The sequence below is a fragment of the Clostridium sp. LIBA-8841 genome, from assembly GCF_034439435.1.
In the GTDB taxonomy this organism is placed as follows: domain Bacteria; phylum Bacillota; class Clostridia; order Clostridiales; family Clostridiaceae; genus Sarcina.
Genome location: NZ_JAPCKJ010000007.1, coordinates 158,205 through 179,465 on the forward strand (window position 1 = coordinate 158,205; position 21,261 = coordinate 179,465).

14 protein-coding genes are annotated in these 21,261 nt (G+C 29.1%); 12 read left to right on the top strand and 2 right to left on the bottom strand.

Annotated elements, in window-relative coordinates; translation table 11 throughout:
• The first annotated feature begins 212 nt into the window (after window positions 1-212).
• The 9 genes from OIF33_RS16160 to OIF33_RS16200 all read left to right on the top strand — a co-directional run bounded on the left by OIF33_RS16160 (window position 213) and on the right by OIF33_RS16200 (window position 10,556).
• Window positions 213-983 (top strand): MurR/RpiR family transcriptional regulator, encoded by a 771-nt coding sequence (locus OIF33_RS16160; protein WP_322505268.1) that lies wholly within the window; start codon window positions 213-215, stop codon window positions 981-983.
• 499 nt (window positions 984-1,482) lie between these two features.
• On the top strand, window positions 1,483-3,054 hold the full coding sequence (locus OIF33_RS16165; RefSeq protein ID WP_322505269.1) for an alpha-glucoside-specific PTS transporter subunit IIBC: 1,572 nt from the start codon (window positions 1,483-1,485) through the stop codon (window positions 3,052-3,054).
• Between the two features lie 94 nt (window positions 3,055-3,148).
• Window positions 3,149-3,649, top strand: coding sequence for an SIS domain-containing protein (locus OIF33_RS16170; RefSeq protein WP_322505270.1), 501 nt, complete (start codon window positions 3,149-3,151; stop codon window positions 3,647-3,649).
• Between the two features lie 261 nt (window positions 3,650-3,910).
• Window positions 3,911-5,236, top strand: coding sequence for a 6-phospho-alpha-glucosidase (locus tag OIF33_RS16175; protein ID WP_322505271.1), 1,326 nt, complete (start codon window positions 3,911-3,913; stop codon window positions 5,234-5,236).
• Window positions 5,237-5,426: 190 nt separating this feature from the next.
• On the top strand, window positions 5,427-5,957 hold the full coding sequence (locus OIF33_RS16180) for a hypothetical protein (protein WP_322505272.1): 531 nt from the start codon (window positions 5,427-5,429) through the stop codon (window positions 5,955-5,957).
• Between the two features lie 89 nt (window positions 5,958-6,046).
• Window positions 6,047-6,799, top strand: a complete 753-nt coding sequence (locus tag OIF33_RS16185) for a MurR/RpiR family transcriptional regulator (RefSeq protein WP_322505273.1) — start codon at window positions 6,047-6,049, stop codon at window positions 6,797-6,799.
• Window positions 6,800-6,908: 109 nt separating this feature from the next.
• Entirely contained in the window at window positions 6,909-8,351 is a 1,443-nt protein-coding gene (locus OIF33_RS16190) for a glycoside hydrolase family 1 protein (RefSeq protein ID WP_322505274.1), read from the top strand.
• A 432-nt stretch (window positions 8,352-8,783) separates the two neighbouring features.
• Window positions 8,784-9,701 (top strand): aldo/keto reductase, encoded by a 918-nt coding sequence (locus OIF33_RS16195; RefSeq protein WP_322505275.1) that lies wholly within the window; start codon window positions 8,784-8,786, stop codon window positions 9,699-9,701.
• A 663-nt stretch (window positions 9,702-10,364) separates the two neighbouring features.
• Complete coding sequence (locus OIF33_RS16200; RefSeq protein ID WP_322505276.1) at window positions 10,365-10,556, top strand: hypothetical protein; 192 nt, start codon at window positions 10,365-10,367, stop codon at window positions 10,554-10,556.
• Between the two features lie 246 nt (window positions 10,557-10,802).
• On the opposite strand, the gene OIF33_RS16205 is transcribed toward OIF33_RS16200, so the two are convergent.
• Complete coding sequence (locus OIF33_RS16205; protein WP_322505277.1) at window positions 10,803-11,666, bottom strand: 5'-nucleotidase, lipoprotein e(P4) family; 864 nt, start codon at window positions 11,664-11,666, stop codon at window positions 10,803-10,805.
• 235 nt (window positions 11,667-11,901) lie between these two features.
• Between OIF33_RS16205 and galU the strand changes: the two genes are divergently transcribed.
• The gene (gene galU, locus OIF33_RS16210; RefSeq protein ID WP_322505278.1) at window positions 11,902-12,777 is read left to right on the top strand and encodes a UTP--glucose-1-phosphate uridylyltransferase GalU; all 876 of its coding nucleotides are present in this window, start codon (window positions 11,902-11,904) and stop codon (window positions 12,775-12,777) included.
• 94 nt (window positions 12,778-12,871) lie between these two features.
• On the opposite strand, the gene OIF33_RS16215 is transcribed toward galU, so the two are convergent.
• Window positions 12,872-14,101 (bottom strand): murein hydrolase activator EnvC family protein, encoded by a 1,230-nt coding sequence (locus tag OIF33_RS16215; RefSeq protein WP_322505279.1) that lies wholly within the window; start codon window positions 14,099-14,101, stop codon window positions 12,872-12,874.
• A 293-nt stretch (window positions 14,102-14,394) separates the two neighbouring features.
• Here OIF33_RS16215 and OIF33_RS16220 point away from each other — a divergent pair, with 293 nt between their 5' ends.
• Both OIF33_RS16220 and OIF33_RS16225 read left to right on the top strand, forming a co-directional pair.
• Window positions 14,395-19,419 (top strand): endo-alpha-N-acetylgalactosaminidase family protein, encoded by a 5,025-nt coding sequence (locus OIF33_RS16220; protein ID WP_322505280.1) that lies wholly within the window; start codon window positions 14,395-14,397, stop codon window positions 19,417-19,419.
• 665 nt (window positions 19,420-20,084) lie between these two features.
• The gene (locus OIF33_RS16225; RefSeq protein ID WP_322505281.1) at window positions 20,085-20,741 is read left to right on the top strand and encodes a hypothetical protein; all 657 of its coding nucleotides are present in this window, start codon (window positions 20,085-20,087) and stop codon (window positions 20,739-20,741) included.
• Window positions 20,742-21,261 lie beyond the last annotated feature (520 nt).

The following is a 21,261-nucleotide window of genomic DNA, read 5'->3' on the forward strand; positions in this document are numbered from 1 at the left end:
GAATAAAATGTTTGGTTAAATAATTTTATTTTAGTTAATGAAATAAGTAATGCATTAATGTAGAGTAGTTCAAAAATAGTAAATCTATGGTATTATTAAAACAAGAAGTAATTTTATTGTAAATTAATTAAAAAAAGCTAAAATTTATTCATATATAAACGGATTTTATAAAGTATGACATTTAAGTTATTCGTATTATTTGGAGGGCTGGTATGAGATTAGAAGAGCTTGTAAATAAACATTATGATAAATTAAATCATAGTGATTTGCATATTTGGAAATATGTGTTCAATCATAAAAAGGATTGTTGTAATCTAACCATTGATGAGTTAGCAAATAGATGTAATGTGTCTAGAACAACAGTTTTAAGATTTGCGCAGAAACTTTCATTAAAAGGATATAGTGAACTTAAAATATATTTAAAATGGGAAAGTGAAGATAAAGAAGTTGAAGAGCAAGATTATTTAAAGGTTGTTTGTAACGATATAACAAAATTTATAAATGATATGCAAGAAAAAGATTTTTCTAGTGTCTGTAGTCTTATGTACAATGCTAAAAGAATATTTGTTTATGGAACTGGGGCCGTACAGTCAGCAGTTGCAGCTGAATTAAAAAGAATATTTTTATCAGGCCAAGAGTGTATATATAATATACAAGGAGAAGCAGAGGCCGATATGATTTTAAATACAATAAGTGATGAAGATTTAATAATTTTAATATCATTAACTGGAGAATCAAATCATATAAAAGCTTTAGCTAAGCAATTTAAGTTAAGAAATGTTCCTATAATATCTATAACAAAATTGAAGAATAATGCCTTAGCTAGATTAAGTGATGAGAATTTATACATAAATACATCAATGCATGATTTAGGGGGAGGAAAGGAATATGAATCAACAGCATTATTCTTTACTCTTGCAGAGATGATATTCTTGAAATATTCAATGTATAAAAATGATCTAGAAAAGGAAGATACAAATTAATAAATATAGAACATAAGCATATCAAATAAAATATTAGATTAAATAAAAGAAGGGAAGTTTTTATGTTTGAGATCATAATAGATTTTTTAGTTGCAGTAGCGCCTATTATAGCATCAATTTCTTTTGGATATATGTACTTAAATAGAAAAGAGGTTTAGTTTTATTTAAGTTGTGCTCTAATATTTGATATGCTTTATGAGGTTATATCATATGGATAAAAACGTATTATTTATGTTTTTAGTATGTTATAACCTCATTTATTTTTATTGAATTAATATTTTAAAATTATGATTTGATTAAAAGAAGACTAGAATCCTATACCTTTTTAACAAATTTAATAGTGGGAAAATTCACAGTAAATGTTACTAATAACAATAAAGGTAGAAAAGTCCCTAAAGAACCTAATTTCATTGAAAACGTTTTTGGAAATTGATATTATTCTCTTACAGAAATATTTAAGGGAAAAAATGTATATATGAAATTGGGGGTATAAGGGTTTATGATGCAAAAAATTCAAAGATTTGGTGGCGCAATGTTTACGCCAGTACTGTTGTTTGCTTTCTCAGGTATAATGGTTGGATTAGCAATCTTGTTTAAGAATCCAGAAATTATGGGAAGCATAGCAGCTGAGGGAAGTACTTGGGTTCAGGTTTGGACATTGTTAGAAGAGGGAGCATGGACTGTTTTTAGACAGTTACCACTATTGTTTGTTATTGGGTTACCTATTGGTCTTGCTAAGAAACAACAGGCACGTGCATGTATGGAGGCTTTGGTTGTTTACTTAACTTTTAATTATTTTCTAAATGCCATTCTTACAATGTGGGGACCAACTTTCGGGGTCGATTTTTTACAAGAAGTAGGAGGCGGTTCTGGTTTAACTTTAATAGCTGGAATAAAGACTTTAGATACTGGTATGGTTGGTTCAATATTAATAGCAGGTATAGTTGTTTATTTACATGATAAGTTCTTTGATGTTAAACTACCTGAATTCCTAGGAACTTTTAAAGGGTCTTCCTTTGTAGTTATGATAGCATTTTTCGTTATGATACCTGTTGCATTCTTAATGGCATTTATTTGGCCAAAAATACAGGGAATAATTGCTTCAATGCAAGGATTCTTGACTTCATCAGGAGTTATAGGGGTATGGGTTTATACATTCCTTGAAAGATTTTTAATACCAACAGGATTACATCATTTTATTTATTCACCTTTTATATTTGACTCAGCTGTAGTTAACGGTGGAATAAATGTTTATTGGGCAACACATTTAGGTGAGTTTGCTACTTCTGCACAAAGCTTAAAAGAAATGTTCCCGGCAGGAGGATTTGCACTTCATGGTTTATCAAAGGTATTTGGATCTTTAGGGATAGCATTAGCACTTTATTTTACTGCTAAGCCAAGTAAGAAAAAGCTTGTTGCAGGGCTTTTAATACCAGCCACACTTACAGCGGTCGTTGCAGGAATTACAGAACCTTTAGAATTTACATTCTTATTTATAGCACCGGCTTTATTTTTAGTACATTCATTATTGGCAGCAACGCTTTCAGCGGTTTCTTATGCCTTTGGGGTTGTTGGAAACTTTGGAAGTGGGCTTATAGAATGGGTAGCATTAAACTGGATACCATTATTTAAATATCATGCTGATACTTATATAACTCAAATAATTATTGGGCTTATATTTACAGGAATATATTTCTTTGTATTTAGATTCCTAATAATTAAGTTTAACTTTAAAACTCCAGGTAGAGAAGATGATAATGAAGAAACTAAGTTATATACCAAGGCTGATTATAAGAATAAGAAATCTGATGAAGTAAAGGAATCAAGCAAAGCAGCATTATTCTTAGAAGCTTTAGGTGGTAGTGAAAATATAGTTGATGTTACTAACTGTGCTACTAGATTAAGAATTTCTGTTAAAGATCCAGATAAAGTTCAGGATCAATCAGTGTTTAAAGCTGCTGGAGCACATGGCTTGGTTAAAAAAGGAAAGGCTATTCAGGTTATAGTTGGACTTTCTGTTCCAAGTGTTAGAGAGGAGTTTGAAGGTCTATTAACTCAAACTAATAAGTAATTAAAAATATTTATATTAAGTAAGGGTTGTACATTAAACGGTACAGCCCTGAAATTTTTTATAGATAAAATTATAAGATATGGAGATGATTTGTATGGAAAATATAACTTTACTAAGAAAAACAATAGAAGATAATAGGATTAAAAATGCATTAATACTTGAACTTATAGAAGAGGGAGCTTGTGGAGATTTCATTGAAAAAATAAATAGAAGTAATAGGATATTTATCTATGGAAAAGGAATAAGTTCAACAATACTAGGACAAGAGTTAAAAAGAGCTTTTACAGCCTTAGGAAAATATGTTTTTGATTTCTACAAAGGCGATGAAATTAATGCTGTTTTAAGCTTAATAAGGGATGATGATTGTATGATAATAATTTCTTTAGAGAATTCAGAGGAGTATTTATATAAAATTAAAGAGAGACTAGAAAAAGAAGAAGTTAGTAAATTTTTTATAGGTTTAGATAAAGAGAAAAAGGTTCCAGTTTGTAGTGGTGATTTAGAGAGAATAGATAAAAATTATGATGAGGTTTATGAGGGGTTAGAATTATATTGTATGCTTATTAAGTTTTTATATGAATTATGCGACATGTGAAAATAAAATATGTAAATTTATAAAAGAGGAGTTTTCATTATATAAAACACTAGCTAAAGCCAGAATATAAGCTAATTGCGAGAGTTATTAATTGACCTGTGAAATTTCACATCAAATGAGAGGATGTTCGTATATGTGATACTATTCCCTAAAGGGTGTGAAAACGTTGTATATAGAAAAAAGCTTTGTTATCATTAACTCATAGAAACGAACTAACAAATTTTGAAATAAATAAAGGGTATAGTTTAGGAGGAGATTTTTATGAAGAAATTTTCAATAGTTATAGCAGGTGGCGGAAGTACATTTACTCCAGGAATAGTTTTAATGTTATTAGATAACTTAGACAAATTCCCAATAAGAAAGATTAAATTCTATGATAATGATGCTGCAAGACAAGAAACAATAGCAAAAGCTTGTGAAATATTATTAAGAGAAAGAGCTCCAGAAATTGAGTTCTTAGCAACAATAGATCCAGAAGAAGCATTTACTGATATAGATTTCGTAATGGCCCACATAAGAGTTGGTAAATACGCTATGAGAGAATTAGATGAAAAAATTCCACTAAGACATGGTGTAGTTGGACAAGAAACTTGTGGACCAGGAGGAATAGCTTATGGTATGAGATCAATAGGTGGAATATTAGAAATAATTGATTACATGGAAAAATATTCACCAAATGCATGGATGCTTAACTATTCAAATCCAGCAGCTATAGTTGCTGAAGCTACAAGAAAATTAAAACCAAATTCAAAAGTTTTAAATATATGTGATATGCCAATAGGTATAGAAACTCATATGGCTCAAATCTTAGGATTAGAATCAAGAAAAGATATGATAGTTAAATACTATGGATTAAATCACTTCGGATGGTGGTCAAGCATCAGAGATAAAGAAGGTAATGATTTAATGCCAAGATTAAAAGAACATGTGGCTAAACATGGTTATATTGTTGATATAGATGAAAACCAACATTCAGAAGCAAGTTGGAATGATACTTTTGCTAAGGCTAAAGATATCCTAGCAGTAGATCCAACTCACTTACCAAATACTTATTTAAAATACTACTTATTCCAAGACTATGTAGTAAACCATTCAGACAAAGAATATACTAGAGCAAATGAAGTTATGGATGGAAGAGAAAAATTTGTATTTGGAGAATGTAGAAAAGTTGCTGAAAATGGTACTGCTGAAGGATCAGGATTACACATTGATGAACATGCTTCATACATTGTTGATTTAGCAAGAGCTATAGCATTTAACACTCAAGAAAGAATGTTATTAATAGTTGAAAATAACGGAGCTATAGAAAACTTTGATAAAACTGCAATGGTTGAAATACCATGTATAGTTGGATCAAATGGACCAGAACCATTAGTTATTGGAGATATTCCAAGATTCCAAAAGGGATTAATGGAACAACAAGTAGCTGTTGAAAAGTTAGTTGTAGAAGCTTGGGCTGAACATTCATATCAAAAATTATGGCAAGCTTTAACTTTATCAAAAACTGTACCAAGTGCGACAGTTGCTAAAGAAATATTAGATGATTTAATAGAAGCTAATAAAGGTTTCTGGCCAGAATTAAAATAGTTAAATGATTTCTTTAAAATATATATAAAGTCCACAATAGAAAAACACTTGTTTTACAAAAAACGAGTGTTTTTTTATATTTTACGTATTATTTTACAAAGAAAAACAATGAAAATTGATGATATATATGTAAAATATTACATTATATGGTACAATGTTTATTATAGGAATTTTTTTGGGGGAAGGGAATATGCGTTTTAGAATTGTTGAAAGTGTAGATGATTATTATTGGGGCGATGTTTGGAAAATCTATAAAAATAGCTTTCCAATTTATAAACAAAGAAGCTTAAAGATGCAAGAGGAAGCTATGAAAAACAAAGATTTTAAGTGTTTGGCAGCTATACTAAAAAAGAGAGTTATTGGTATGATTTTTTATTGGGATTTAGATAACTTTCGATATGTGGAACATTTAGGTTGGGATAAGGAATTAAAGTGTTCAGGATATGAATGTGAAATTCTTTCAAAGCTTTGTGAAGATAATAGACCAACTATAATAGAGTTAGATAAAGTTGTTGATGATGAAACTATTATGAGAATTATATCTTATGAGGAACTTGGATTTAAGAGGAATATATACTTGCATAAGCATCCAGCATATAAGAGTATATCAGAAGATATAAATTCTGTTGTTCTTAGTTATCCTAATAAATTAACTTTTGAAGATTACTTGTATTTTGATAATATTTTAGTAAATGAAGTTATGATTTATAAAGATAATTAAATTATTTACAATCAAAAGAGAAAATGGCTCATATAATATGTTTAGTTTATAATTATAATGTGGATTAAAACTATACAATGTGCTTAGAGGTGAGAAAAATATTTAATATTAACATATCAGATTTAAACGATTTAGAATTAGATGTTTATAAGTATATATTAGAAAATAAAGAAAAGGTAGTTTATATGACAATAAGGGAGTTGGCAGATGAAGTTCATGTTTCTACAGCCACTATATTAAGATTCTGTAAGAAAAATAATTTTAGTGGCTTTAGTGAATTCAAATCTTTTCTTAAAAGCAATTTAAAAGAAGAAAAAGTTTCTACTGCCTTTGAAAAAATAGATTATTTTGATGAGTTTTCTAAGAATATGGAAAGTATAAATGAACAAGTTGATGAATTAAAGGAAGTAATTAAAAATAAAGACACCATATTATTTATTGGAATAGGAAGCTCAGGAGCTATGGCATCTTATGCAGCTAAATATATGTCTTATTTTGGTAAGTTCTCAATATATATTGATGATCCTTTTTATCCTATAAATACAAAGTCATTAAATAATAGCATGGCTATAATTTTATCTGTTTCTGGAGAAAATTCTTCAATAATAGGAATGGTTGAAAAGCTTAAGTCATTAGGGGTAGAGACCTTAAGCATAACAAATAAGAGAAGTAATACCTTAGCTAAGTTAACTGATTATACAATAAATTATTACATAAGCCAGGAAAGATATTATTATGAAGCGGGAAGTTCTCTTGAGTATAATGATGTAACATCACATATTCCAACAGTTTATATAATTGAAAGGTTGGCTAGAAACTGCAGAAGTAACAAGGTGTTTTAAAAGTGTTACAAGTAACTTTCTTATGTTACTTGTAACACTTATTTTTATATTAAACATTTTGAATTTTCTTTATGTTATGATTTCCTTAAGAGATGAAGGGAGTGTTTTTATGAAGTATTTAAACCTTGATAAATTTAATGAGAATTTTTTATGGGGATCTGCATCAGCAGCTTATCAAGTAGAAGGTGCTTGGGATAAAGATGGGAAAGGGCCTTCAGTTTGGGATATTTACACTAAAATACCTGGAACGACTTTTAAAGGAACTAACGGTGATGTTGCAGTTGACCATTACGATAGATATAAAGAAGATGTAGCCTTAATGAAAGAGATGGGCTTAAAAGCATATAGATTTTCTGTAAGTTGGCCAAGAATATATCCAAAGGGAAAAGGTGAGGTAAACCAAAAAGGATTAGAATTCTACGGGAACTTAATAGATGAGTTAATTAAAAATGATATAGAACCAATAGTGACTTTATACCATTGGGATTTACCTCAAGCTCTTATGGATGAGTACAATGGATGGGAATCTAGGGAGATAATTGAAGACTTCAATAACTATGCAGTTACTTTATTTAAGGCTTTTGGAGATAGAGTAAAGTATTGGGTTACACTGAATGAACAAAACATATTTATAAAATTAGGATATGCTATAGCTCTTCACCCTCCAGGAGTTAAAGACTTAAAGAGAATGTATGAAGCCAACCATATAGCTAATTTAGCTAATGCTAAGGTAATAGATTCATTTAGAAAGCTTAACTTAAAAGGTATGATAGGACCTAGTTTTGCTTATTCACCTTCATATTATAATTCACCAAAACCAGAAGATATATTAGCTGGTGAAAATGCAGAACTTTTAAATAATGATTGGTGGTTAGAAGTCTATTGTAATGGAGAATATCCTATTAGAGCATGGAAATACTTAGCTAGTGAAGGATTAGCACCTACTATAGAAGATGGTGATATTGAACTATTAAAGAAGGGTAGACCTGACTTCATGGGAGTTAACTACTATCAAACAACAACTTATGAAGAAAATCCACTAGAAGGTGGAGTTGGTGAAGGAACATTTAATAACAGTGGTAAGAAAGGAACTACACAAGATAGTGGGATTCCAGGAGTATATAAAACTGTTAAAAATAAGTATTTAGAAGCGACAGATTGGGATTGGACTATAGATCCAGAAGGATTAAGAATAGGGTTAAGAAGAATAACAGATAGATATAATTTACCTATACTTATTACTGAAAATGGATTAGGTGCTTTTGATACTTTAGAAAATGGTGATGAAATACATGACCAATATAGAATTGATTATTTACAAGCTCATGTAAAAGCATGTAGAGAAGCTATAAGTGATGGGGTAGACTTAATAGGATATTGTACATGGTCATTTACAGATCTTTTAAGTTGGTTAAATGGATATCAAAAGAGATATGGTTTTGTATATATTGATAGAGATGAGACTGATAATGGAACTTTAAATAGATATAAGAAGGATAGCTTCTATTGGTATAAAGATGTTATAAAAACAAATGGAGAAAATATAAAATAGACTGATTTTTAAATAGGTACAGAAGGACTGTTTTTAACTAAAAGAATGATTTAAATTCTTTAATGGAGTGGCTTAAAGGTTGTTAATATTAACTACTTAAATAAGCTGCTCCTTTTTAATGACTTTAAATTATAAATAGATTTAAATATTAGATTTTTAAATAATTTGGCATTAAAAATTTTCATAGTTTGCATTAAAATTAACATAATAAATTCATATTTTTTTGTATAATAGAGTTAAACCTTTACTTAAGTAAAGAAAGGTTAAGTAGAGAAAATGTTTTATGTAAATGTTGATTTTTAGACATAAAGTATTGCTATCATCAACTTTAGACTAACTGCTCATTAAGATGGCATTACAGTTCTATCTAAAAATCAACATTGGTTTAAGACATAGACTTTAAAAAGATTTGGTATTAGGAGGAGTTTTTTTATGAAGAATATAAACATAGGGAATAGTGGGATAATAGCTTCTGAAATTTCTTTAGGATGTATGAGAATTGCTGATATGTCTAAGAAAGAGGCTAATTTACTTATAAATACTGCATTAGATGAGGGGATAACCCTTTTTGATCATGCAGATATATATGGACAAGGAAAATCAGAAGAAGTTTTTGCAGATGCAATTGATATGAATCCAAGCATTAGAGAAAAAATTATAATTCAAAGTAAGTGTGGAATAAGACCTGGATTTTTTGATTTTTCTAAAGAGCATATATTAAATTCTGTAGATGGTATCTTAAAAAGACTAAAAACTGACTATTTAGATATTTTGCTTTTACACAGACCGGATACATTGATGAAACCTGAGGAGGTTGCTGAAGCTTTTGAAATTTTAAGTAATAGTGGTAAGGTTAAAAAATTTGGAGTTAGTAATCAAAACCCCATGCAAATACAATTACTTAATAAGTTTTTAAAAGATAAGATAATAGCTAATCAACTTCAACTTAGCTTAACTAACACTGGAATGATAGATTCAGGGTTGAATGTTAACATGGAAATAGCTCCTTCAATAGATAGGGATGGAAGTGTATTAGAGTTTTGTCGTTTAAATGATATAACAATACAACCATGGTCTCCTTTCCAATATGGATTCTTTGAAGGTGTATTCTTAAATAATCCTAAGTTTAAGGAGCTTAATGATAAAATAGATGAATTTGCAAAAAAATATAATGTTACCAAAGAAGCTATTGCTATTGCTTGGATATTAAGACATCCAGCTAAGATGCAACCTATTGTTGGAACTACTAATAAGGATAGAATTAAAGCTATATGTAAAGCTTCAGAGGTAGTATTAAGTAGAGAAGAATGGTACGAACTTTATAGAGCAGCAGGAAATAAACTACCTTAGAACATAAAAATATATTAAAAGGAGTTTATTAATTATAAGTTTAGAAAATAGTTTTTAATTTTAAATTTATGCAAGTTAAGATATGAAATCTAGATGAGATGCTTTATATATTTAAGCATCTTTTCTCATTTAAAGTATAATATTGAGTTGTTTTTACTTATATAACAGTATTTAAGTAGGAAAAATCTTAATTTATCAAAATTATTTAAAAAATAATTATTAAACTTTTATACGAAGTTTAATAATTATAAAAATAATAGATTTAATTTAAAATAAAAATGTAATTTACTTACATTATAGTGTTTTATTTTTAATTTAAATATTTTATTAAAAATAAAATATGGATGAAAATTATAAAAATAGATAATATAAATAAATAGAATTAGGTTAATTTAATATTTTATTAATAAGTTACTGTTATAAAAGAATAAATATTATAAAAAGTAATACTAAATTGATAAATAAACATGGTCGAATTTTGTAATTTGAATGTTATTTACTAATTTATTAAATGATTTTAAAATATAATTAATGATAATTTATTACATACAGTAATAATAAATTACAAATTCAGTTTAATTATGGATTCTTAACATAAGTAACTTTAATTATTTATTATGGTTTATTGAGATTTCTATAATCAAAGAAATTGGAGAGTTTTAATTGGGGGATGATATTAAAATAAAAAAGGGAGAGTATGATAATATGTTTACAAAGGAGTTAAAGGATTTATTAGCAGGTTTATATCAAAAATATGGCTGTACTCAAGAAGTTCTTAAGCTAAGCAATATAATAGACAGAATTATAGTTGAAGAACAAAGTGCAAGATTAAAAGAATATAAAGAAAGAAAATAGAATATTAATCTTAAAGGCAATAAACCAAGATAATACTTATTAACTCTAATGTTTAAGGATAATTTTCTTAGACTATGGACACTGCAATTAATTTTAAAGAAGTTGATATTTAGATTTTATATTATATATAATGATTATAAAAAGAAAATCTATTCCACTTTAGAGTAGTATAGATTTTCTTTTGTTATTTGTAAATTATGTAACTTAAAGGTTTAAAACTACATATTATAAATGATTAGTGAAATTTTATTTAAATGATTTAATGCTATTTAATCTATCTTGTTGTTTTTGTTCAGGAGATTTCTTAAAGTCATATCCATAAACTGCGTTTTCAAAGTCACCATAAGTTGGGTTTGGAAGTACAATATACTTTGTTCCGAAGAATTGAGCTTCTTTATCTACAATTTCTCTTCTTTCTTCATTTGATTTATTATCATATCCATTAGGGAAATCACCTAAGTTATCTCCACAATAAATTGCAAGATTATAATTTTCTTTAATTTTATCCCATCTAGCATCTTTGCTATTTGTATCTGTTTTTAAAAGCACATGATCTTTATCAGCATTTACAAAGCCTAGTTTTTCCATGTTTTTTATTGTAGCATCAAGCTCTTTTTCTTCACTTCTATTAGACACATAGAAAACTTCAAGGCCTTTACTTTTGGCATAATCAGTAAAGTCTTTAGCTCCATCTATTGCAGCGGCATCAGCCATTTGAACCCATTCACCAAAGTTTTCTTTAGAATATAGTTCATTGTTTTTTATTTCATATCCTGCATGAGGAGAGTTATCGATTATTGTTTCATCGATATCTAAAGTAACTGCATATGGTTTAGCAGCAGGTTCTTTTACTAATTCATCAATATATCTTTTTCCAGAGTTATATGCTTCATATCTTAAAGCTTTTACCTCACCTGAATTTTGTTGCCATAAAGTGGCTAAAACATTTCCTTGAACAAGTTGCTTTGTTGCATTGGTTCCAGTAATTTGTTCTATTTGAGCTACTTCCTTTGCTGTCTGGTGATTTTCATAGACTAGAGTTCCACCAGTTCCAACACCAATACCTATTATTGCTGATAATATAATCGAAGTGATTTTTGAGTTTTTCATAAGATCTTCCTTTCAATTGTTTCTTAAGTATGTATAAATAATTAAATTAGTTCTTATTATGTTAACGCTTTCATTATATTTTATGTCATTGTTAAAATCAAGTATTAAAGGAAAAATAATATAAAAAAATTTTATTATGGATATTTTATCAATTAAAAAAAGAAGTGTATAATAGGAAATATATTTATTTTTAATTGTATTATTTGAAAAATATGGAGTATTATAGGAGGATGAAATGAGAAGAGAAACAATAAAAAAGGCAATTATTCCTGCAGCTGGGCTAGGAACAAGATTTTTACCAGCTACTAAAGCACAGCCTAAAGAGATGCTACCAATAGTAGATAAACCAACAATTCAATATATAATTGAGGAAGCTGTAGAGTCAGGAATAGAAGAGATATTAATAGTAACTGGAAGAAATAAAAAGTGTATAGAAGATCACTTTGATAAATCAGTTGAACTTGAATATGAACTTGAAAAAGCAGGGAAAAGTGAACTGTTAGATTTAGTTAAAGATATTACTGATATGGTTGATATACATTATATAAGACAGAAAGAGCCAAGGGGATTAGGACATGCTATAAATTGTGCTAGAACTTTTGTTGGAGATGAACCTTTTGCTGTTCTCCTAGGAGATGATGTTGTTTATAATGATGAGTATCCTTGTTTAAAACAGTTAATTGATTGTTATAACGAATATCATACAAGTATATTAGGCGTGCAAGCGGTTCCTGAAAAGGATGTTAATAAGTATGGAATAGTTAATGGAATCCATATTGAAGGAGATGTATATAAAGTAACTGATTTGGTTGAAAAACCAGATATAGATAAAGCGCCTTCAAATATAGCCATTTTAGGAAGATATATATTAACTCCAAAAATATTTGAAATACTTGATGAAACAAAACCTGGAAAGGGTGGAGAGATACAACTTACAGATGCTCTTTTAAAGCTATTAGAGTATGAGGCCATATACGCTTATAACTTTAAGGGAAAAAGATATGATGTAGGAGATAAGCTTGGTTTTTTGAAAGCGACAGTTGAATATGCCTTAAGAAAACCAGAGTTAAAGGATGGATTTATTGAGTATCTAAGAGAAATAGTAGAATAAAAATTCAAATACAGATTAATAAGTTGAAAAGATATATTTATAATAAGTTTTGGAGAAGTTAAAAAAGGATAGTCCTATGACTATCCTTTTTGTTTTAGATATAATTCATTGGATTTACATGTTGTCCATTAATTCTAATTTCAAAGTGAGCATGAGGACCAGTACTATATCCTGTAGACCCAACTAGAGATACAACTTGTCCTTGTTTTACTCTTTGTCCAGCAGAAACTTTTAACTGAGATGCATGAGCATAAAGTGTACTAACTCCACCACCATGATCTATAATAACCATGTTTCCATAAGCCGGATGATATTCAGCAGCTGTTACTACACCATCTTTTGCGGCAACAAATGGTGTTCCAGTTGAGGCTGCAAAGTCTACACCAGTGTGAACTTTGTATTGTCCAGTAACAGGGTGTACTCTTGGACCATATGAGCTTGTTATTGATGAAGAAGATACTGGTCTTATAAATCCACCTGAAGATCCTTCTATTATAGTACTTGAACCCCCTGATGAAGAATTATCATTATCAGCAGCTGGAGCAGGTGTGAAATAAGACTGTATTTCTTTTTCTATTTCGTCTTCTTTTTCAGCTAGAGCCTTTAATTCGGCATTCTTTTCATCTTCTAGATTTTCTAACTCACTTAATTGAGATTTATAACTATTTAGTGTATTTTCATGTTCAGCCTTAACTTCCTTTAGGCTTTCTTCTTTAGAAAGAAGTTCATCCTTCTTACTATCTAGTGTTGATTTTGAACTTTCAAGTTCAGCTTGTCTACTTTCAAGCTCCTTTTGTAGAGCTTCAATTTCATCAATAAGCTTGTTATCTGTTTTAACAAGAGTTCTTATATTAGCTATGTTAGACATTAATTCTCCAAAGCTTTTAGATTCAAGAATTATGTATAAAAATCTATCACTTAAGTCAGACTTATAAACATTTCTAAGTCTTTCTCCAAGAATTTCTTTTTTTAATTCTTGTTCTTTTTTAGCTTTTTCAATTTCCTTAGTGTTTTCTTCAATTGATTTTTCTACTTTGTTTATTTCAGAGTCAGTTGAAGATATCTCATTATTTAAACTTTCTATTTTATTTTCATATTCATCAACTTTAGCTTGAGCTGAATTAACTTCAGCTTGTTTAGAATCTATACTATCTTTAATTTGATCTAGCTTTCCCTTTTGAACTTCTTTTTCTTCTGTAATCTGTCTTTTCTCTTCCTGCAATTTATTAACTTCGGGATTAGCTTTAGCCACTAATGGTGCTGAAACAGCACTAAATATTAAAAAGCTACTCATAAACAAAGATACTATTTTAAGTTTGTTCATTTAATCACCTATCTTTAATATATTTTTCGAGAATTTTATTCTAATTTCATCAAATTATACCGTATTATATCGTAAAAGCCTTATATGTAACCACAAACATTTTGAAAACTTTGCTTTATTTTTTTAATAAAAGGTTAACAAATAGTTAAATGTGGCTATATTTTGAGATTAAATTCAATAAATGTAAAATAAATACATGATTAAGTAGAAATAATATATGTCTTATTGGTTGATAAAACAATACAATATTTATGTAAAGGTTTTAGAGTGGATTTTGTGAGGGGGAAATATATATGAATAGGAAGATTGCTTTAATTATAGCTACGGTTTTAGCTATTGGACAATTACCTACTATGGCATTGGCCGATGAGGTTAAAAAGGATGCTAATAAGACTAAGATTGAGGACATTCAAAATGAGGGGATAGAAAAGAGTGCGGAGATTTATGATCAGCAATATGATAGACCTGAAGGAATAACATGGACTGGTATAAGTGGAAATGGAACGCCAGAGGTTTCTGATGGATTTTTAAGAGTAAATAATAATGGTGATTATAGATTTTATGAAAATGAATCTCCTGTTTTAGAAGATGGAGAACTTGAAGCAAGATTCCAAATAAATGCTGATGAGATACCAGGTCAATTTGGGCTTTTATTTAGAGCAGATGAAAATGGACATGCTGGTGTTGCTTATGATAAGGAAACTAAATGGACAATACATAAAAATGGTGGTTATGAATTATTTGATGGACCAGAGATTCAAGCAGGCGATTGGGTAACTTTAAAGGTAACCTTTGTAGGAAATCACTTAACTATAAATATTAATGGAGAAGAGTATTATAATGCGACAAATAATACAATACCAGTTAAAGCTGGACATATAGGCTATAGAAGTTGGTTTAGTAATAAAACAAGTTCCATAGACTATATAAAATATGGACCTGTTGGCTCATTAGGTGATATGGAGAAACCTGAATATATAGTTGAAAGTATTGAAGATATTCATGTTGAAACTTTTCCAAGGCTAAAACCTGAATTAACTTCTAAGGTTAGAGTTAAATACACTAATGGAGCAGCAGGTAATGCCAATGTTATTTGGGATGGAATAAATAAAGAGCAATATCAAAATCCAGGTGAGTTTATTGTTGAAGGTACTGTTGAAGGAACTGATATTAAGGCAAAGGCTTATGTAACAGTAAGAGGAGAAGCTATCTCCTATGAAACTAATTTTAACACACAAGAGACACAAGGAAATTGGCAAATTGTAAGTGGTGGCGGAGTAGTTAACTATGTTGATGGTAAGGTTCAAGTTGGAATGAATGGTGTTTCTTTAGCTTATGATGAAGCTGCACCAGAGGTTAAAAACTTTATTTATGAAACAGAGTTTACAACTAGTAATAATGATGGAAGAATTGGATTAATGTTTAGGTATAAATCACCATCAGAATGGGGGTCTATATGTTATGATGCAGGTGCTTGGATTTGGAAGACTGGAGCTAAACAATATGGAAGTTTCCCAAGTTCATTTAAATTAGAAGCAAATAAAACATATAAATTAAAAGTAAAGGTTGAGGATAATAATGTTTCTTTATGGGTAAATAATGAATTGCAGGGAAGTCAAACAATTGCAAGTTTACCACAAGAGGCTGGAAAAATAGGATTAACAGGATGGTATGGTAATAAAACTGTAACTTTAGATAATGTTAAAGTAAATGAATTAACACCTCCAACACCTCCTATTGTTGATGAAAAATTTGAGACTATAGAATCTGATAAGATGAGGGTTACTTTAGATGCCAATTATCCAAGAATACTTCAGTATGAGTGGAAAGATGATGGAAAAATTTTAGCTGGAGAAGATGAACAGCTTTATATAGTAGAGATAAATGGAGATAAATATGTTCCAGAAATAAGAAGTTCATTTAGTAGAGATAAGGTAACTTATAATATAAGAATTCCAGAAATAAAGATTACTTTAGTGCTAGACATGATAGCAGAAGATAACAAGGTTAGAATGGAATTTAAGGAAATAAGAGAAGAGGGAGACTTTAAAGTTCAAAAAATAAATTTCCCAAATCATAATTTAGCTTCCGTCAAAAATGTTGAAAATGGACAAGCTGCCTCAGTGTTAACTACTGGAGATTGGAACAATATAATTGAAGAGTTTACTTCAGTAGATGAGATGAAGCCAGGAATAGCTGGTAAGACTTATGGATTCATTTCAAATGATGACTTTGCAATAACAGTTAATAATAACGTTATTGAAGGCGGAAATAGGGTTAGTTTTTCAACTTCAAGCAGAGCTGGATATGTACAAACAGGTATTAGTAGTGGTGCATGGACATATAGGGAAGTATTAGATTGGAATGCTAAAGATTTAGATGGAAATGTGTTAGCAGTAGAAGAAGAATTACCATGGGCTGAAGTTATGATTGCTAGAGATGAAAATGAAGATTCATCCATTGATTGGCAAGATGCAGCTATTTTATATAGAAAGAATATGGACATTGCTAAGGGGGGAGATAAAATAAAGAATCAACTTTCCTATATAGCAATGAATATTGGATATACTCAAAATCCATTTTTAAGATCTTTAGATATGGTTAAAAAAGTAAGCAATATGACCGATGGTTTTGGTCAATTGGTTCTTCATAAGGGATATCAAGCAGAAGGACATGATGATTCACATCCAGATTACGGTGGACATATTGGTATGAGACAAGGTGGTATTGAGGATTTCAATACTCTTATAGAAGAAGGTAAAAAGTATGGTGCTGAAATAGGAGTTCACATAAATGCTACTGAATATATGATGGATGCTTTTGAATATCCAGCTGAAATAGTTAATGAAAATGCTCCAGGTTGGGGATGGATGGATAAATCATATTATGTTGACCAAAGAGCAGATATAACAACTGGAGAATTATTTAGAAGATTAGACATGCTAAAAGCAGATGCTCCAGACCTAGGTTGGGTATATGTTGACGTTTATACGGGTAACGGATGGAATGCTCATGAACTTGCAGGAAAGATAAATGATTTAGATTATACTCTTGCAACTGAAATGAATGGACCATTAGAGCAACAATCTGTTTGGACTCATTGGGGGGGAGACCCTGCATATCCAAACAAAGGTAATGCAAGTAAAATAATGAGATTTATGAAAAATGGAACTCAAGATACATTTTTAGCGGATCCATTATTAAAAGGTAATAAGCATATGTTATCTGGCGGTTGGGGTGATAGACATAATATAGAGGGTAAATATGCAGAGGAAGTATTTTATAATCAGATATTACCTACTAAGTATATGCAACACTTTAATATAATGGATATGAGTGAAAATGAGATTAACTTTGATAATGGATTAAAAGCTATTAGAGAAGGTGCAAATATAAATTATTATAGAGGTGGTAGATTAGTCGCTACAACTCCAGAGTCTTCAATTGATGAAAGAGGGGTTGGTGATACTCAGTTATTCTTACCATGGAATCCAGTTGAGGAAGACGAAAAGATTTATCATTGGAATCCATTAGGGACAAGTTCAACTTGGACATTACCGGAGTCATGGTCTTCTTTAGAGAAATTATATCTATATGAACTATCTGATTTAGGAAAAACTTTTGTTAAGGAAGTTCCAATAGTTAATGGAGAGGTTAATTTAAAAGTAGATCAAGATACTCCTTATATAGTTGTAAAAGAAAAAGTTGAAGAAGAAAGAATTGATGATTGGGGAGAGGGTTCAGGTATAAAAGATCCAGGATTTGATTCTCAAACTTTTGATAAATGGAATGTTGAGTCAGAAGAGGGTTCTACTGAACATGTGAATATAATAAATGAAACTCATGAGAGAAGAGCAGGTAATGATATTGTTGAAATAGGAAGTAAAGAAGTGTCAATATCTCAAGAATTAGAAGGGTTAGAGGCAGGAAAAACTTATTCTGCATCTGTTTGGGTAAAAAATAATCAAAATAGAATGGTAACTTTAAGCGTTAATAGTGGAGAAGAAGAGTATTCTAATTATGTAAATAAAGATTCTTTTGAAAGATCAGGACAGGCTGTTAAATTTAGAAATGATAATTTTACTAGATTAGAAGTTGAATTTAAAGTTCCAGAGGGAGTGGATTCAGCAACTCTTAAATTGAATGTAGGAGAAGGTGAAGAAGGCTCTTTAGTTTATATTGATGATTTCAGGTTATGGGAAAATCCAGGACATACTAATAAAGATGGATATGTTTTATATGAAGATTTTGAAAATGTAGATGAAGGAATTAACCCATTGTTCTTAGCTCCGGGTAGAGGAAATTCAAATAGAACTCATTTAGCAGAAAAAGATATATCTATTGATGCTAAGCAAAGAATGAACTGGGTTCTTGATGGAAGATTATCATTAAAATCAAATCAAAAGGAAGAAGAGACAGGAACAATACTTGTAACTGATAGTGGAACACTTAATTTAGAACCTAATAAGACTTATGAATTAGGATTCTTGTATTCATTAGCTAATGCTGGCCCAAATTATTCTGTTAATATAATGTCTAAATCTTCAAAAGAACCTGTAGCAACAATAAATTTAGAGGCTACTGGCTCAGATTATAGCAAGGATGTATTCACTGTAACTAAAGACAAGAGTGTTCAGTTTGCTACTGGAGATAAGGATGATTATTATATCTCTATAGTGAAGAATGGCAAAGTTTATAGTGAATTATTATTAGATAACTTATATATTAAGGAAATAGATAATAGTATAGAAAATCCTAATTTAGAGTATGTAAATCTAAATACAAGTTTAAACAAATTGGAGATTGGTCAAGCCGTTGAGTTTAATGTTAATGCTTTAATGAATAATGGAGCTAAAGTAAACTTAGAAGAGGCCAAAGTACAATATAATATTTCAAATCCAGAAGTATTAATTATAGAAAATAATACTATGACAGGATTAAAAGAAGGAATAAGTGAATTAGTTGTTGATGTAACTCTTGATGGAACTAAGGTTTCTTCAAATAAGATTAAGATAAAGGTTGGAAATCCACAAAGTGAAGAGGAGATAGTTGTTTCACCAATTAGGAACTTCAAAGTTGTGGAGAAGGATAAGAAACATGTAACCGTAAGTTGGGATGAACCAGAAAACACTTATGGATTAGAAGGATATGTTTTATACAAAGATGGTAAGATTGTTGATGAAATTTCAGCAGATGAAACTGAATATACATTCAAAAGGTTAAATAGACATACAATCTATAACTTTAAAGTTGCTGCAAAGTATTCTAATGCAGAGATTTCAAGTAAAGAATCGCTAACTATTAGAACAGAAAGGTAATTAAACTGTTATTAATATAACAGCATATTAAATAGCTACCTCATATTAATTTATTTTATACAAGGTGTATTAAGGTGAATTTAAATTCATCTTAATACACTCTTTTTATTTTAGGATCTTTTTTAAGCAAATGTTGATTTTTAGTTAGTCCTTCAGACCTAACTTAATTTCGCAAAGTATTGCTATCATCTACTTTTACCTTCGCTCAAACAGAAAAGGCTTCTTAACGCTATTATTCTTACGTATATAAAATGAGACTTAATTCAGAGAGAGATAATGAGAACTCTGAATTTTAGTCGAATTTATCTAAAGCGTAGAAACTCTTGATGACAGCTTGGATAAGCTGAAATCTTAGAGTTACTAGCTATTAGGAGATGCAATACTAATACTAACTGATCATTAAGATGGTCTTACAGTTCTATCTAAAAATCAAAACTAGTTTAAAAGATAGTCTAAAGGTATGAGTTTTAAATAGAAGAAATAATTTTTATAAGATGAACCTTTTCTAAGTTAATAGATTTTAAGTACGAATTATTGAATTTATGGAATTTAACATAGTTATTTTATTTTTTAAGATAACTTATTTAAATTTATAAAAGTTATTTGATTAAAAGTAAGATAGCTTGTCAATAATTTAGGTAAGTTAGAAAAAGGGGGTATTTCTTATGGGAAGAAGAGGATCTAAAAAATATTTAAAAGAAGTGAATGCACAAATAATATTATTTGTTTTAATCATGGTAATAATGAGAATGGTAGTTTTAAACTTCATGAGTGAACTATCTGGAATGGAATTTGAAGAGTTATCAAAGGCTAGGATTTATAATGGAGATATCACAGCAGGAATGTTTTTAGAGAGTCTTGTAAATTTCTTTGGAAGCTTTACTTTGGAAACTTATAAAGGAATAACATTAATAGTAATTGTAAATATATTAGTAGCATCTTATATATTAAGTAAAAAGGATCTTACAGGAAATTTTTATTTTAATATTGTTATAGCTTATTTATTCTCATCTATAATAACAGTATTTTTGTTGTTAGCAGGAGTTTTATTGTTTTTCTGTGTAATGCAAGGTATGGTAGTTATAAATTCTTTAAAAATAGATGTATCTTCAGAAATACTATGGTTAGTTATATCTTTGCTAATGGGAATATTATTTATAAAGTATTTAAGAAAGACTGTAGTATTTTCTTTAGTAGCATTTTTCATAATATCTGTTTGTACAGCATGTTATATGGATATAGGAAAAGAATCTATTCCTACAGATGATGTGAAATATAGTTTAGAAGAGTTTGCTTATAGTTTAAATGCATCTAGTAAATAGGTGCATTTGTTTTTATTAAGTAAAATGTAGAATTAAAATAGTTCAATTGCTTTAGTTAAATATTAAGTTGTTATTTAAGTAAGAAAATTTTATTTATAAGTACAATAAAAATATAGATTTTTAGGGTCGAATTAAAAATTTAGCTAAAAATATGGAAATGATTAATAGAAAAATGGTTATTTACAAGAAAAATATTAATAATTTACGGTGATAAGCTATTAATATATATTAAAAATAATACAATATTCTACAAAAAAGTATATTGAATGTAAATTTTATATAAGACACTACTCCTAGTGTGTCTATATAAGATAAAGAAAGTATTCTAAAGAGAAATACAGAAATATAAATTTATTCTCATTAAAATAGGAAAATATATTAACTTAAAAGTATCTGAGGTGGTAAGATAAATCTCGTCAGTAAGAGACACGGCAACAAAATATCAAATGAAAAATTTGAAAAAAGTTGTTGACAAAGTTTCTTAAAGATGTTAAACCAAGTAAGTCGCTTGAGGGTGACG